This window comes from Arthrobacter sp. E70 (assembly GCF_058266945.1).
The window spans coordinates 1-14732 of record NZ_JBYQFR010000006.1 but is presented as its reverse complement, the minus strand read 5'-3'; the positions used below and the strand labels follow the sequence as shown (position 1 = coordinate 14732).

Genomic DNA, 14732 nt, shown 5'->3' with positions numbered 1-14732 from the left:
GGCCACGCGCCCGCTGCGGAAAGTGACAGCATGAACACCCAGACGCGTGAAACCACCAGCATGGCCGACGCCCAGGACAAGGCGGCAACCCTGATCGAGGCCCTGCCCTGGATCCAGCGGTTCGCCGGCAGCATCATGGTGATCAAGTACGGCGGCAACGCGATGGTCAACGACGATCTCCGCCGTGCCTTCGCCGAGGACATCGTCTTCCTGCACCACGTCGGCATCCACCCCGTGGTGGTCCACGGCGGCGGCCCGCAGATCAACTCGATGCTGGGCCGGCTCGGCATCGAGTCGGAGTTCAAGGGCGGCCTGCGCGTCACCACGCCCGAAGCCATGGACGTGGTCCGGATGGTCCTCACCGGCCAGGTGGGCCGCGAACTGGTGGGCCTGATCAACTCCCACGGTCCCTACGCGGTGGGTATGTCGGGTGAAGACGGCGGCCTGCTCCGTGCCGTGCGGACCGGGACCGTGGTGGACGGCGAAGAGGTGGACCTGGGGCTGGTAGGCGAGGTGGTGGGCGTCGACCCCACCGGCATCATGGACATCCTCGAGGCCGGCCGCATTCCGGTGATCTCCACCGTCGCCCCCGAGATCGTCGACGCTGCCAGTGCCGCCGACACGGCACAGTTCCAGCCCACCGGGCAGGTCCTGAATGTCAACGCCGACACCGCGGCGGCTGCCGTCGCATCCGCGCTGGGCGCTTCCAAGCTGGTCATCCTGACCGACGTGGAAGGCCTTTACGCCAAGTGGCCGGACAAATCCTCGCTGATCTCCTCCCTGACGGCCTCGGAGCTACGGAAGATGCTGCCCCGGCTGGAATCGGGCATGATCCCCAAGATGGCCGCCTGCCTAAAGGCCATCGACGAGGGCGTGGAACGCGCACACATCGTGGACGGGCGCCTGGCCCACTCCATGCTTCTTGAAACATTTACGACGGCGGGCATCGGCACCCAGGTGGTCCCGGACGAGGAGATCAACGGATGAATAAGCACATCCCTGTGGTTGAGCCAGTCGAAACCCCGGTGGCCGAGCTCGTCGAGACGCAGGGCCACGCCGGCTCCGAATGGCTGTCCCGCTACTCCAGCTCCCTCATGGGCGTCTTCGGTACGCCGCAGCGCGTCCTGGTCCGCGGGGCCGGCTGCCTGGTGTGGGACGCCGATGGCAAGGAATACCTCGACCTGCTGGGCGGCATCGCCGTCAACGCCCTGGGACACGCCCACCCGTTCGTGACGTCGGTGATCTCCAGCCAGCTGGCCACCCTGGGCCACGTCTCCAACTTCTTCACCAGCCCCACGCAGGTGGCGCTGGCCGAGAAGCTCCTGGAACTGGCCCACGCTCCCGCCGGCTCCAAGGTGTTCTTCACCAACTCCGGAACGGAAGCCAACGAGGCAGCGTTCAAGCTGGCCCGCCGCAACACTGGAGCCGGTGACACGAAGCGGACCAGGATCGTCGCCCTCGAAGGCGCTTTCCACGGCCGGACCATGGGGGCGCTGGCCCTCACGGCCAAGGAGGCCTACCGGACGCCGTTCGAGCCGCTTCCCGGCGGAGTGCTGCACATCCCGTTCGGCGACATCGCCGCGCTTGAAGCTGCCGTGGACGAGACCGTCGCCGCCGTCTTCCTGGAGCCCATCCAGGGCGAGGCAGGCGTCCGGCCACTGCCGCCGGGCTACCTGAAGGCAGCCCGGGCCGCCACCAGCAAGGCCGGAGCCCTCCTGATCCTGGACGAGGTCCAGACCGGCATCGGCCGGACCGGCAAGTGGTTTGCCAGCGAGGACGCCGGCATCGTCCCGGATGCCATCACCCTGGCCAAGGGGCTCGGCGGCGGGTTCCCCATCGGCGCCCTGGTCACCTTTGGCGAGCAGACGTCGTCGCTGTTGTCCGCGGGCCAGCACGGCACCACCTTCGGCGGCAACCCCGTGGCAACGGCGGCTGCCCTCGCCACGCTGCACGTGCTGGAAAGCCAGAACGTGCTCGCCAACGTCAAGGCCGTGGGGGAGCACCTGCGCTCGGCGCTGGCCGCGATCCCGGGCGTCACCGAAGTCCGCGGCGAAGGCTTGCTGATCGGCTTCGACCTCGACGCCGACGTGGCACCCGCCGTGGTGCAGGCTGCCCTGGACGCCGGATTCATCGTCAACAGTCCCGGCCCCCGCACCATCCGCCTGGCCCCGCCGCTGATCCTCACCACGGCACAGGCCGACACCTTCCTCGCCGCCTTCCCGGCAATCCTCCAAGCAGCAAAGGACGCCCAGTGACTTCCGCAACCACCCGGCACTTCCTCAAGGACACCGACCTCACCCCTGCCGAGCAGGCCGAGGTCCTGGAACTTGCTGCCCGCATGAAGGCCGCCCCGTACGGCGTCCAGCCCTTCGCCGCCGAAGGCAGCGGCCGCAAGACCGTGGCCGTAATCTTCGACAAGACCTCCACCCGGACCCGGGTTTCCTTCGCTACCGGCATCGCCGACATGGGCGGCAACGCCCTGGTCATCAACCCCGGCGAGGCGCAGATCGGGCACAAGGAATCCGTGGAGGACACGGCCAAGGTGCTCGAGCGGATGGTCTCCACCATCGTGTGGCGCACCGGGGCCCACTCCGGGCTGGTGGCCATGGCGGAGAACTCCAAGGTTCCGGTCATCAACGCCCTGTGCGACGACTACCACCCGTGCCAGCTCCTCGCCGACCTGCTCACCGTAAAGGAGCACAAGGGCTCTCTCAAGGGGCTGACCATGAGCTACCTCGGCGACGCCGCCAACAATATGGCCAACTCGTACCTGCTGGCAGGCGTCACCGCCGGGATGCACGTCCGGATTGCCGGACCGGAGGGCTACCTCCCGGCGGCGGACATCGTGGCGGCAGCCCAGGAGCGGGCGGCCGAAACCGGCGGCTCCGTGCTCATCACCACTGACGCCAAGGAAGCGCTGCAGGGCGCGGACGTCGTCGCCACCGACACCTGGGTATCCATGGGCCAGGAAACCGAAAAGGAAGCCCGGATGCAGCTGTTCCGGGACTACTCCGTCGACTCGGACGCCATGGCACTCGCTGCGGATGACGCCGTCGTACTCCACTGCCTGCCCGCCTACCGCGGCTACGAGATCTCCGCCGACGTCATCGACGGCCCGCAGTCCATCGTGTGGGATGAAGCGGAAAACCGGCTGCACGCGCAGAAGGCGCTGATGGCATGGCTGATGCACCAGTCCGGCCTGGCCTTCGTCGAAGGCCTCGCACCGGTCGAAGGCACCGGGGAGAGCACGTTCTAGTGTCCACCAACCCGTCGGTGGCGGGCTCCAGCCCGGCCACCAAGATTGCCCGGCAGGCGCGCATCACCGCCATCCTCACCGGGCAGTCCGTGCGGTCGCAGGCGGAGCTGGCGTCGCTGCTGGCGGACGACGGCGTACAGGTCACCCAGGCCACGCTGTCCCGCGACCTGGTGGAGCTGGGCGCTGTCCGGGTCCGCGGCAAGGAAGGCGTCCTGGTCTACGCGGTGCCCGGCGAAGGCGGCGAACGCGGCGCCAAGAGCGGCGTCACCCAGGAAATCCTGGACGCCCGGCTCGCACGGCTGTGCAGTGAACTGCTGGTCACCGCGGAGGCGTCGGCCAACCTCGTGGTGCTGCGCACACCGCCGGGCGCGGCGAACTTCCTGGCCCTGGCCATCGACCACTCGGTGATGCCGTCCATCCTGGGCACCATCGCCGGCGACGACACCGTGCTGCTGGTGTCCCGCGATCCGCTGGGCGGACCGGACCTGGCCGCCCGCTTCCTCCAACTGGCTGAAGAGGCCGGGCAATAAGCTTGAAGACAAACACAACAATCCCCAACAAGGAGCATGCAAAGTGACTGAACGCATTGTGCTCGCCTACTCAGGCGGCCTGGACACTTCCGTAGCCATCGGCTGGATCGGTGAAGCCACCGGCGCCGAGGTCATCGCCGTAGCGGTCGACGTCGGACAGGGCGGGGAATCGCTGGAAACCATCCGCCAGCGCGCGCTGGGCTGCGGCGCCGTCGAGGCCTATGTGGCCGACGCATCGGACGAGTTCGCCAACGAGTACTGCGTGCCCACGCTGAAGGCCAACGCCCTCTACCAGGGCCACTACCCGCTGGTCTCCGCCATCTCCCGCCCCGTCATCGTCAAGCACCTGGTCAAGGCAGCCCGCGAATTCGGCGCCACCACCGTAGCCCACGGCTGCACCGGCAAGGGCAACGACCAGGTCCGCTTCGAAGTCGGCATCCAGACCCTTGGCCCGGACCTGAAGTGCATCGCACCCGTCCGCGACCTCGCCCTCACCCGCGACAAGGCCATCGCCTTCGCCGAGGAAAAGGGCCTGCCCATCGAGACCACCAAGAAGAACCCGTACTCCATCGACCAGAACGTCTGGGGCCGCGCCGTGGAAACCGGCTACCTCGAAGACATCTGGAACGCCCCCACCAAGGACATCTACGACTACACGGCCACCCCGGAGTTCCCGCCGGCACCGGACGAGGTCACCATTTCCTTCGAGGCCGGCGTTCCCGTCGCAATCGACGGCGTCAAGGTCACCCCGCTGCAGGCCATCAAGGAACTCAACCGCCGCGCCGGAGCCCAGGGCGTGGGCCGCATCGACGTCGTCGAGGACCGCCTGGTGGGCATCAAGTCCCGCGAGATCTACGAAGCCCCGGGTGCCATGGCGCTGATCACCGCCCACAAGCACCTCGAGGACGTCACCATCGAGCGCGAGCAGGCCCGCTTCAAGGCCACCGTTGGCCAGCGCTGGGCCGAGCTGGTCTACGACGGACAGTGGTTCTCCCCGCTCAAGCGCTCCCTGGACGCCTTCATCGAGGACACCCAGAAGTACGTCTCCGGCGACATCCGCATGACCCTGCACGGCGGCCAGGCCATCGTCAACGGCCGCCGTTCCGACACCTCCCTGTATGACTTCTCGCTGGCCACCTACGACACCGGCGACACCTTCGACCAGTCCATGGCCCGGGGCTTCATCGAGCTGTGGGGCATGTCCGCCAAGGTTGCCTCCGGCCGCGACATCCGGGTCGCAGGGAAGTAGCCCCTGTGGCTGAGCAAAAAACCGAGGCTACGAACGCAGGTGCCCTGTGGGGCGGCCGGTTCGCCGGCGGCCCCGCGGACGCCCTTGCGGCGCTGAGCAAGTCGACGCATTTCGATTGGCGGCTGGCACGGTACGACATCGCCGGTTCCAAGGCGCACGCCCGCGTGCTGCACAAGGCCGGGCTGCTGGACGACGCCGAGCTCGAAGGCATGCTGGCCGCCCTGACCCAGCTGGACGAGGACGTGGCCTCCGGCGCCTACCTGCCGGCCGAGTCCGATGAGGACGTGCACGGTTCACTGGAGCGCGGGCTCATCGAGCGCGCGGGCGCACAGCTGGGCGGCAAGCTCCGCGCCGGCCGTTCCCGCAACGACCAGGTGGCAACGCTCGGCCGGATGTTCCTGCGTGACCACGCCCGGATCATCGCCCGCGGCGTGCTGGATACGGTGGATGCCCTGGTGGCACAGGCCAAGGCCCACCACGGCGTGGCCATGCCGGGCCGCACCCACCTGCAGCACGCCCAGCCGGTCCTGCTCAGCCACCACCTGCTGGCCCATGCCTGGGCCCTGCTGCGCGACGTGCAGCGGCTCCAGGACTGGGACAAGCGGGCAGGCGTTTCGCCCTATGGGTCGGGCGCGCTGGCCGGGTCCTCGCTGGGCCTGGACCCGGAAGCGGTGGCTGCGGATCTCGGCTTCTACTCCGCCGTCCACAACTCGATCGACGGCACCGCCTCCCGCGACGTCTTCGCCGAGTTCGCCTGGGTGTGCTCCATGATCGGCGTGGACCTGTCCCGGATCTCCGAGGAAGTCATCTTCTGGGCCACCAAGGAGTTCTCCTTCGTCACGCTGCATGACTCGTACTCCACGGGGTCCTCGATCATGCCGCAGAAGAAGAACCCGGACGTGGCCGAGCTCGCACGCGGCAAGGCAGGGCGCCTGATCGGCAACCTGACCGGCCTGCTGGCCACGCTCAAGGGGCTGCCGCTGGCGTACAACCGCGACCTGCAGGAGGACAAGGAACCGGTGTTCGACGCCGCGGACACCCTGGAGCTGCTGCTCCCGGCCGTGTCCGGCATGATCGCCACCCTGACCTTCAACAGGGAGCGGATGGAGTCCCTGGCACCCCAGGGCTTCGCGCTGGCCACGGACATCGCCGAGTGGCTGGTGCGGCAGGGCGTGCCGTTCCGCGAGGCGCACGAGTTGTCCGGCGCCGCCGTGAAGCAGGCCGAGTCCCGCGGCGCGGAGCTGTGGGACCTCACGGATGAGGAGTACGCCGCGATCTCGGACCACCTGACGCCCGAGGTCCGCAGCGTCCTCTCCACCGAGGGATCCCTGAACAGCCGCAACTCCCAGGGCGGCACGGCACCGGCCGCCGTCGAACGCCAGCTGGCCGCGCTGGAAGGCGAGCTCGCCGGCGTGCGGGAGTACGCAAAGTAACCAGCAGGGCTCAGGGGCTCCGCGGATATCCGCGGGGCCCTTTGCGTCTGTGGCTAGGCTGGCTCCATGAGCGAAACCTTCCGGAAGTTCCTTCGCACGCTGCCCGACTTTCCCTCCGGCCTGCCCGGCTTTGACCCGGCCACCGCGCCGCAGGATCCCGCCCTGCTCTTCAAGCAGTGGCTCGATGAGGCGCTGGACGCGGGGGAGCAGCAGCCGCACGCCTTCAGCCTGGCCACGGTTGGCACTGGCCTGGGCGGCGGGCAGCAGCCGTCGTCGCGGATGCTCATTTTGAAGAACATCGACGACGACGGCTGGCACTTCGCCACCTCCCGCACCTCCCGCAAGGGCCGGGAACTGGCCGCTGAGCCCAGGGCCGCCATGAACTTCTACTGGGCCGGCCTGGGCCGCCAGGTCCGGGTGGTCGGACCCGTGGTGGAGCTCTCCGCGGAAGCCTCAGCCGTTGACTGGCACGAGCGGCCCCGCGCCGACGGCAGTGACAACCCGCACTGGCAGCTGTACGCCCTGCAGCCTTCGGAAATCGAGTTCTGGCAGGCCAGCAACGACGGCAACCACGTCCGCCACCGTGTCGGGCCGGACGGAAGGCCGCTCGGTTAAGCGCTCCGCTAGGCTGGCCGCATGACCTCTCCTACACCAGCTGCCCTGCTGGCTGAGCTGCACAGGGCTGCCGATGCCCTGGCCGCCGGGCTGGACCGCATCCCCGCCGATGGTGCTGCCACACCGTCCGCCCTTCCCGGCTGGAGCCGCGGACACCTCCTGGCCCACATCACCGGTATCTGCAATGCATTGGCCCGCCAGGTGGAATACGGCCGGCGCGGTGAGACCGTGGAGCTGTACGACGGCGGCATGGAAGGACGCAACCGGGCCATAGAGCTCGCCGCCGGGCACAGCCTCCCGCAGCACCGGGAGGATGTGGATGCAGCCCTGCACCGGGTGCTGGCTGCCTTCGATGCACTGGAAGCGGACGAGTGGCAGACGCGGATTGCGTTCCGCAACGGCGTGATCTTCGACGCCGGGCTGGCGCTCTGGCGCGAACTCGTCATCCACACCTCGGACCTGGCCACAGGGACCGGACCGGAAACCTGGAGCAGCCAGTTCTGCTCGCACCTCTTCGATTTCCTGGCCGCCCGTGTTCCGGCCAGCTCCAGGTTCGTCCTGCAGCCCGTTGCACTTCCGCCGCGGACCCTCGGTGCCGGCGGCAGCACCGTCGTCGTCAGCGGCATGGTCACGGACATCGCCGCCTGGCTCGCCGGACGCGAACCATCACTGGACAGCCTGCGCGCCACCGCCGCCGGCGACAGCACCGACCTGCCCGAACTGCTGCCGTGGCCTTCCGCCATGCCGGAACCGAAGTAGCGGTCCCCCCACCCCCTCCGCGAGTTGGCACTTAACCCCAATGCCGCCGGGGCAACACCGCTGTGAAGTGTCACTTCGCGGATAGGCCGGGGAACCCCTACGCAGCCTCGCGGGCCAGCAGGCTTTCCTTCACGCGCAGGCCCCAGCGGAAGCCGCCCAGGGAGCCGTCGGTGCGGATCACGCGATGGCAGGGGACGAAGAGTGCGGCCGCGTTGAAGGCGCAGGCACTGGCCGCGGCCCGGACGGCGCGGGGGTTCCCTGCCAGGGCCGCGTATTCGCTGTAGGTGACCGGAAACCCCGGCTTGACCTCCCGTAGGACGTCCCAGGCGTGGGCACGGAACGGCCCGGACTGCTGGAGGACGGGCACGGCCATGGCCGGGACCGGATCTCCCGAATAGAAGGCTTCGACGGCGGACGAGATGCTGCCCAAGTCCCGTACCTCTTCAACAGCGTCCGGGCGCAGGCCTGGATGGACCTGCCCGGTCAGCTCCGCCAGGCTTGCCGTCCAGCCCGAGGCCAGGACCACGCCGTCCCGGGCGAGGATGGTGAACGGCCCGTCAGGGGTGGACATTTCCAACAGTTGCGCTTTCATGGCATCCCTTTCACGGGAACGGTGGTTTTGGAAGTCTCGCCGGGCCGTGCCGCTGGGGGCCGTGCCGCTGCCCGCCAGAGGTGCATGGTGGCGTAGGAACGCCACGGGCTGGCTTCACGGAAGTCCGGGCTGGAGGGAAGCTCCCCCTTATCGAGCACGCGGATGCCGTTGCGGACCGCGGCGTCCTTGGCGAGGAAGATGTCAGGGGCGCCCAGGACACGCATGGCCACATACCCTACGGTCCAGGGCCCCACGCCCGGCAGGGGCAGCAGCGCGGCGGTGAGGCCTGGCAGGTCATCGCCGTACCCGAAGTCGAGCCGGCCTGACGCCATGGCTGCCGCAGCCTGCAGCAGCGACTCCGTCCTCCGCCGGGGACCGCGCAGCAGGTGCCCGGCGGCAGCGATTTCGGCCGGGGTGGGAAACAGCCGGTCAAGGCCGTCCCCGGGAGCGCTGCTGGGACTGCCCGCCGCGGCCAGTTGGGTCAGGGCCGTCCGCGCCGCCGCCACCGTGATTTGCTGTCCCACCATGGCACGGACCAGCAGCTCCTGCGGATCCAGGGCCCCGGGCAGCCTCATGCCGGGCGCCTGGGACACCGAGGCGGCAAGCCGGCTGTCGGCCGCCAGGACGGAGTCGATGGCCTCAGGATCGGCATCCAGGTCGAAGAGCCTGCGGACGCGGCTGAGCAGCGCGGGGAGGTCGCGGAGGTCCACCGCGCCGACGGTGAGGGTCAGGGGCCGCCCCCGGGTGCCGTCGTCGTACTCCACGCGGAACCGGGCGTCGCCGTGGGGGAGCCGCAGGGTACGCGCGTAGGAGGTGGGCGTACCTTCCTCGATCCCGGGGAGCGCACGGACAGCCAGGAAGGAGAAGATTCCGGGGTCGAAGGGCTCGCGGTACGGCAGGCTGAGCACCAGCGAAGTACTGGAGCCCGCGCCCTTCCGGTTCGTCCCCGCGCCGTGCTGTGGGGCTGTGCCGCGGAGCGAGGTGGGCGTCATGCCGAACACCTCGGCGACGGTGTCGTTGAACTGCCGCACGCTGTTGAAACCGGCGGCAAAGGCGATGTCCGCCAGCTTCATCGAGGTGGAGACCAGCAGCGTGCGCGCGGTCTGGGCCCTGCCCGCGCGGGCCAGCGACAGGGGACCGGCGCCGAGTTCCTGGGCCAGGATCCGGTTCAGCTGGCGCGGCGAGTAGCCAAGCCGGGCGGCGAGGCCTTCCACGCCGTCCCGGTTGATCACGCCATCGTTGATCAGCCGCATGGCGCGCCCGGCGATGTCCTGCCGTACGTTCCAGGCCGGCGTGCCCGGCACGGCCTCGGGCAGGCAGCGCTTGCAGGCACGGTAGCCCGCGTCGTGCGCGGCGGCGGAGGTCTCGTAGAACGTGACGTTGGATGCCTTGGGGGTCCGGGCCGGGCACGAGGGCCGGCAGTAGATCCCCGTGGTGCGCACGGCGGTGTAGAACTGGCCATCGAAGCGGGGATCGCGGGCGTCGATGGCCCGGTAGCGCTGCCAGAAGTCCATGCCTCCATCCTGCCAGCCCCAGCGGGTTGCTTCTAGCGGGAATCGGACATGGCCGTGGCTCGGCTGCAGTCAGCGCCCGGACGCTTCAGGACCCGGATAAAAGCCTTGTCACCCGGGTAAGGTCAACCAAGTGAACCAAAGCCCCTTGCCTGCCGGAACGGATTTGCGGGACTTCCTTTCGGGAGACGCCCGCCAGCTTGCCCCGCTGCTGCTGGGCGCCGTGCTGACCCATGAATCCCGGGACGGCGCCGTCTCCGTACGGCTCACGGAAGTGGAGGCCTACCTTGGGCCCGAGGACTCCTTGCACCCTGATCCGGGCTCGCACACCTACCGTGGCCCCACACCGCGCAACGCTCCCATGTTCGGCCCCGCGGGGCACCTCTACGTCTACTTCACCTACGGCATGCACCACTGCACCAACATCGTGTGCGGCCCGGCGGGCGTAGCATCCGCGCTCCTGCTGCGCGCAGGCGAGATCGTGGACGGGCTGGAGCTGGCGCAGCGGCGGCGGCCCACGTCGAAAAGCTCCGCCGACCTCGCCAGCGGACCGGCACGCCTCGCCAAGGCGCTGGGACTCACGACGGCGGACAGCGGGCGCGACGCGCTGGCCCCACCCTTCAGCCTGGAGCTTCCGTCCGTCCCCGGCGGCTCGGTCAGTTCCGGCCCGCGGGTGGGGGTGGCAGGTGCCGGGGGATCGGACCAGTACGCCTGGCGGTTCTGGCTCGCAGGCGACCCCACTGTCTCGAAGTACAAGGCCGCGAAGCCCCGGAGCCGCCGCCAGGCAACGGGTGCGTCCCCAGGCGACGGACGCGCCGCCGGGCAGCGCCGCGTTTGACCAGTGTTAATCGAAATGGTTGTAGAATGGACGGTCTGTCTTTCGCGATAGGGGAACGTTGATGCACGACGCCGAATTGGCTCACGAACGGGAGTATGTAGCCGGCCTGTATGCCCGGCTGGAAGAGCTCCGCGAGGAAAAGCGCCGCCAGCTGGCGCAGGTCCGCCGGGCCGGAGCCGTGGGCACGATGCAGAACGTTTCGGAACGTGACGCGTTCGCCGCACTGTATGAGGACCGCCTGGCGCAGCTGGATGCCGTGGACGACCGCCTGGTGTTCGGCCGGCTGGACCTGGACTCCGGTGAAGCGCAGTACATCGGCCGGATCGGCCTGACCACTGAGGACCTGCAGCGGCTGATGGTTGACTGGCGGGCGCCCGAAGCGGGGCACTTCTACCAGGCCACCGCCTTCGACCGGCAGGGCGTGCGCCGCCGCCGGCACCTGATCCTGCAGGGACGCGAGGTCAAGGCCATCGAGGATGATGTCCTGGACGCCGCCATGCTCACCGACGACGAATCGCTCCAGGGCGAAGGGGCCCTGCTGGCGGCGTTGAACTCCAAGCGGACCGGCCGCATGTCGGACATCGTCAGCACCATCCAGTCGGAGCAGGACCGGATCATCCGGTCCTCCATCTCCGGCGCCGTCGTGGTGCAGGGCGGACCCGGAACCGGCAAGACCGCTGTGGCGCTGCACCGCGCCGCCTACCTGCTCTACACCCACCGCGACCGCCTCAAGAGTGCAGGCGTGCTGCTGGTGGGCCCGTCGTCGTCGTTCATGAAGTACATCGAACGCGTCCTGCCCTCCCTGGGCGAGACCGGCGTCGTCATGGCAAGCCTTGGCCGGCTCATGCCCGGCATCCAGGCCGTCCCGGAAACCGATGCGGACGTCGCCGCGCTGAAGGGCAAGCTTGAAATGGCCGCCATCGTGGCCAACGCGGTTTCCAACCGGATGCGCGTCCCGGCCCAGAACCGGATCCTCGAGGTGGACGGCCGCAGGCTGACCCTGACCCCCAAGCAGGTCCGGCGGGCCCGTGAACGCGCCCGCTCCACCGGCAAGCCCTACAACGAGGCCCGGGTAACGTTCGTCAAGATCCTGCTCCGCGAACTGACGGAACAGATGACCGAACTCGTCGAGGCCGGGAACATCGGCAACAACGCCGACCGTTCCTACCTTGCCGAGGACGTCCGGACGGCGCGCGACGTGCGGATCGCGCTGAACCTGTGCTGGATGCCGATGACGCCCGAGAAGCTGATCTCCGACCTCTTCAGCAAGCCGGAGGTGCTGGAATTCTGCACCCCCAACCTCACTCCTGCCGAGCGTGCTCTGCTGCTGCGCCCGGCAGACGCGCCGTGGACTGAATCCGACGTCCCACTGCTGGATGAGGCCGCTGAGCTGCTGGGCGAGCTGGACCCTGCCGCGGGACGGGGCCTGGCACAGCAGGAGCACGACCGTGCGCGGGACCTGGCGAACGCGAAGCAGACCCTCGTCAACATGGAGGCTGCCGGTGTGGACGCGCTCATGAGCGCGGAGGACCTGGTGGAGCAGAACCAGGAACGGATCGCCCGGCAGACGGCTGCCGAGCGGGCCACGAGCGATCGCACGTGGGCGTTTGGCCACATCGTGGTTGACGAGGCGCAGGAGCTTTCCCCCATGCAGTGGCGGCTCCTGGTCCGGCGTTGCCCCCTGAAGTCCTTCACCATCGTGGGTGACATCGCCCAGACCAGTTCGGTGGCCGGTGCGAACTCGTGGCAGGGCGCCCTCGCCCCGATGTTCGGCGACCGCTGGCAGTTGGAGGAACTGACGGTCAATTACCGCACGCCCTCGCAGATCGCCGAAGCCGCGGTCCGCATGGCCAACGCGGCGGGCCTGGTGGTTTCCGCGCCCAAGGCGGTCCGGGAGGGCCGCTGGTCGCCCATCATTGACAAAGTGGCGCCCGGCGCCGTGGTCAGCCGCCTTGTCGAGGTGCTGCCGGAGGAGTTGGAGGCGCTCGACGGCGGCCTGCTCGCCGTGATTGCCGACGGTGACCTGCTGCCGGAGGCCACGGCTGCCCTCCGCGCCGCCTACGGCCGCCGGATCGGCACCGGGGCCGGCAGCTACGAGCAGGACATCGTGGTCATCAGCCCCCGCGAGGCAAAGGGCCTGGAGTTCGACGGCGTGGTGGTGCTGGAACCGTCCATGATGCTGAACCACCAGCATGGCAAGGTGGGGGACCTCTACGTTGCCATGACCCGGCCCACCCAGCGGCTGCGGCTGATCGCTGCCCAACCGGTACCCGCCGGCATCGCCCGCTGACCCGGCGCGATCCTGCTAACTTAGAAGGCGTGCCAGAACTGAACCTCCTCGAACCGCAGCGCAACGACCCCACTTTTGCCAACATCTGGCAGGAGCTGAAGTGGCGTGGCCTGGTCCATGTCTCCACGGACGAAGCCGAGCTCGAAAAGCTCCTCGCCAATGGGCCGGTCACGTACTATTGCGGTTTCGATCCCACCGCTCCGAGCCTCCACTTGGGCAACCTGGTCCAGTTGCTCGTGATGCGGCGGCTTCAGCTTGCCGGGCACAAGCCCTTGGGGCTCGTGGGCGGTTCCACCGGCATGATCGGTGACCCGCGTCCCACCGCCGAACGCACGCTGAACACCAAGGACACCGTGGCCGAGTGGGTTGGCTACCTGCAGGCGCAGGTCAGCCGCTTCCTCAGCTTCGAGGGCGACAACGCCGCCCGGATCGTCAACAACCTCGACTGGACGGCCCCGCTGAGCGCCATCGACTTCCTGCGCGAAGTGGGCAAGCACTTCCGCGTGGGCACCATGCTGCGCAAGGACGCCGTCGCTTCCCGCCTGAACTCGGACGAGGGCATCAGCTACACCGAGTTCAGCTACCAGATCCTGCAGGGCATGGACTACCTGCAGCTCTACCGCGACTACGGCTGCGTCCTGCAGACGGGCGGCTCGGACCAGTGGGGCAACCTGACCAGTGGAACGGAGCTGATCCGCAAGGTAGAGGGCAAGAGCGTGCACGCGCTGGGAACCCCGCTGATCACCAACTCGGACGGCACCAAGTTCGGCAAGAGCGAGGGCAACGCCATCTGGCTCGACGCCGGCATGTGCAGCCCGTACGCGTTCTACCAGTTCTGGCTCAACACGGCAGACGCCGACGTTGTGGACCGGCTCAAGGTCTTCACCTTCCTCACGCGCGCCGAGATCGAAGAGATCGCCGTCTCCGTGGCCGAGCGTCCGTTCGCCCGCGAAGGCCAGCGGAAGCTTGCCTTTGAAGTGACTTCCCTGGTGCATGGCGTGGAAGCGACCGAAAAGGTGATTGCGGCCTCGGCCGCCCTGTTTGGAAACGGTGACCTTGCCGCGCTGGACAAGCCCACGCTGCAGGCCGCCACGTCCGAACTTCCGTCCGCCACCGTCCAGGTGGACGAACTGGGGATTGTGGACCTGCTGGTGGCATCCGGGCTTTCGGAGAGCAAGTCGGCGGCCCGCCGCACCGTGGGTGAGGGCGGCGCCTACGTGAATAATGAAAAAGTGCTCGATCCCGAGGCCGTGATCTCGGAGTCCGAACTTCTGCACGGCCAGTACCTGCTGCTGCGCCGGGGCAAGAAGAACCTGGCCACGGTAGAGGTGCTGGTTCCCTAGCACCTTCAGGACCTGCATGCACGCCCTTCCGCAGCCGATTTGCACGGCTGCTGGGGGGCGTGTATTGTTTTCTGAGTCGCCGCCGCTGAGCGGTGACAAACCCCCAACTAATGAGAAGCAAATTCTTGCCGCGGACTACGCGGGCCTGGAGAAATTGCTTCGTCTTATGCTGGGCGGATTCATTCCACCGAGTGAATTCCGGGTAAATCACCGGATTTGCAAAAGTGAATATGAATGAAATAAGCTTGAAACATCGCAGCGAAGAAATACGAAATAGAAATTCAAGGAATTGAATTTGTTTCGGGAATATTCGAAC

13 protein-coding genes are annotated in these 14732 nt (G+C 68.3%); 11 read left to right on the top strand and 2 right to left on the bottom strand.

What is annotated here, in order from left to right:
* Positions 1-30: 30 nt before the first annotated feature.
* The 8 genes from argB to AC3IMC_RS08880 all read left to right on the top strand — a co-directional run bounded on the left by argB (position 31) and on the right by AC3IMC_RS08880 (position 7842).
* Complete coding sequence (gene argB, locus AC3IMC_RS08915; RefSeq protein ID WP_490918119.1) at positions 31-987, top strand: acetylglutamate kinase; 957 nt, start codon at positions 31-33, stop codon at positions 985-987.
* A complete protein-coding gene (locus tag AC3IMC_RS08910; RefSeq protein ID WP_490918117.1) occupies positions 984-2255 on the top strand; it encodes an acetylornithine transaminase in 1272 nt (423 codons plus the stop codon). The genes argB and AC3IMC_RS08910 overlap by 4 nt, the downstream gene beginning before the upstream one ends.
* The gene (argF, locus tag AC3IMC_RS08905; RefSeq protein WP_490918116.1) at positions 2252-3256 is read left to right on the top strand and encodes an ornithine carbamoyltransferase; all 1005 of its coding nucleotides are present in this window, start codon (positions 2252-2254) and stop codon (positions 3254-3256) included. Before AC3IMC_RS08910 ends, argF begins: the two co-directional genes overlap by 4 nt.
* Positions 3256-3786 (top strand): arginine repressor, encoded by a 531-nt coding sequence (locus AC3IMC_RS08900; protein ID WP_490918115.1) that lies wholly within the window; start codon positions 3256-3258, stop codon positions 3784-3786. Before argF ends, AC3IMC_RS08900 begins: the two co-directional genes overlap by 1 nt.
* Before the next feature lie 43 nt (positions 3787-3829).
* The gene (locus AC3IMC_RS08895; RefSeq protein WP_454485957.1) at positions 3830-5035 is read left to right on the top strand and encodes an argininosuccinate synthase; all 1206 of its coding nucleotides are present in this window, start codon (positions 3830-3832) and stop codon (positions 5033-5035) included.
* 5 nt (positions 5036-5040) lie between these two features.
* Entirely contained in the window at positions 5041-6468 is a 1428-nt protein-coding gene (gene argH, locus AC3IMC_RS08890; RefSeq protein ID WP_490918114.1) for an argininosuccinate lyase, read from the top strand.
* Between the two features lie 66 nt (positions 6469-6534).
* The gene (locus tag AC3IMC_RS08885) at positions 6535-7083 is read left to right on the top strand and encodes a pyridoxine/pyridoxamine 5'-phosphate oxidase (RefSeq protein ID WP_490918113.1); all 549 of its coding nucleotides are present in this window, start codon (positions 6535-6537) and stop codon (positions 7081-7083) included.
* Positions 7084-7104: 21 nt separating this feature from the next.
* Positions 7105-7842: a maleylpyruvate isomerase family mycothiol-dependent enzyme gene (locus AC3IMC_RS08880; RefSeq protein ID WP_490918112.1), complete on the top strand. Its 738-nt coding sequence runs from the start codon at positions 7105-7107 to the stop codon at positions 7840-7842.
* Positions 7843-7939: 97 nt separating this feature from the next.
* Here AC3IMC_RS08880 and AC3IMC_RS08875 read toward each other — a convergent pair whose 3' ends face one another.
* Together AC3IMC_RS08875 and AC3IMC_RS08870 are read right to left on the bottom strand one after the other, a co-directional pair.
* Entirely contained in the window at positions 7940-8434 is a 495-nt protein-coding gene (locus AC3IMC_RS08875; RefSeq protein WP_490918111.1) for a methylated-DNA--[protein]-cysteine S-methyltransferase, read from the bottom strand.
* Positions 8431-9948 (bottom strand): AlkA N-terminal domain-containing protein, encoded by a 1518-nt coding sequence (locus AC3IMC_RS08870; protein WP_490918110.1) that lies wholly within the window; start codon positions 9946-9948, stop codon positions 8431-8433. The genes AC3IMC_RS08875 and AC3IMC_RS08870 overlap by 4 nt, the downstream gene beginning before the upstream one ends.
* A 130-nt stretch (positions 9949-10078) precedes the next feature.
* Between AC3IMC_RS08870 and AC3IMC_RS08865 the strand changes: the two genes are divergently transcribed.
* The 3 genes from AC3IMC_RS08865 (at position 10079) to tyrS (ending at position 14416) form a co-directional block, all read left to right on the top strand.
* Positions 10079-10783 (top strand): DNA-3-methyladenine glycosylase, encoded by a 705-nt coding sequence (locus AC3IMC_RS08865; RefSeq protein WP_490918109.1) that lies wholly within the window; start codon positions 10079-10081, stop codon positions 10781-10783.
* Between the two features lie 61 nt (positions 10784-10844).
* The gene (locus tag AC3IMC_RS08860) at positions 10845-13073 is read left to right on the top strand and encodes a HelD family protein (RefSeq protein WP_490918108.1); all 2229 of its coding nucleotides are present in this window, start codon (positions 10845-10847) and stop codon (positions 13071-13073) included.
* A gap of 29 nt (positions 13074-13102) precedes the next feature.
* Positions 13103-14416 carry a tyrosine--tRNA ligase gene (gene tyrS, locus AC3IMC_RS08855; protein ID WP_490918107.1) on the top strand — a complete coding sequence of 438 codons (1314 nt, stop codon included), beginning with the start codon at positions 13103-13105 and terminating at the stop codon, positions 14414-14416.
* The last annotated feature ends 316 nt before the right edge of the window (positions 14417-14732 follow it).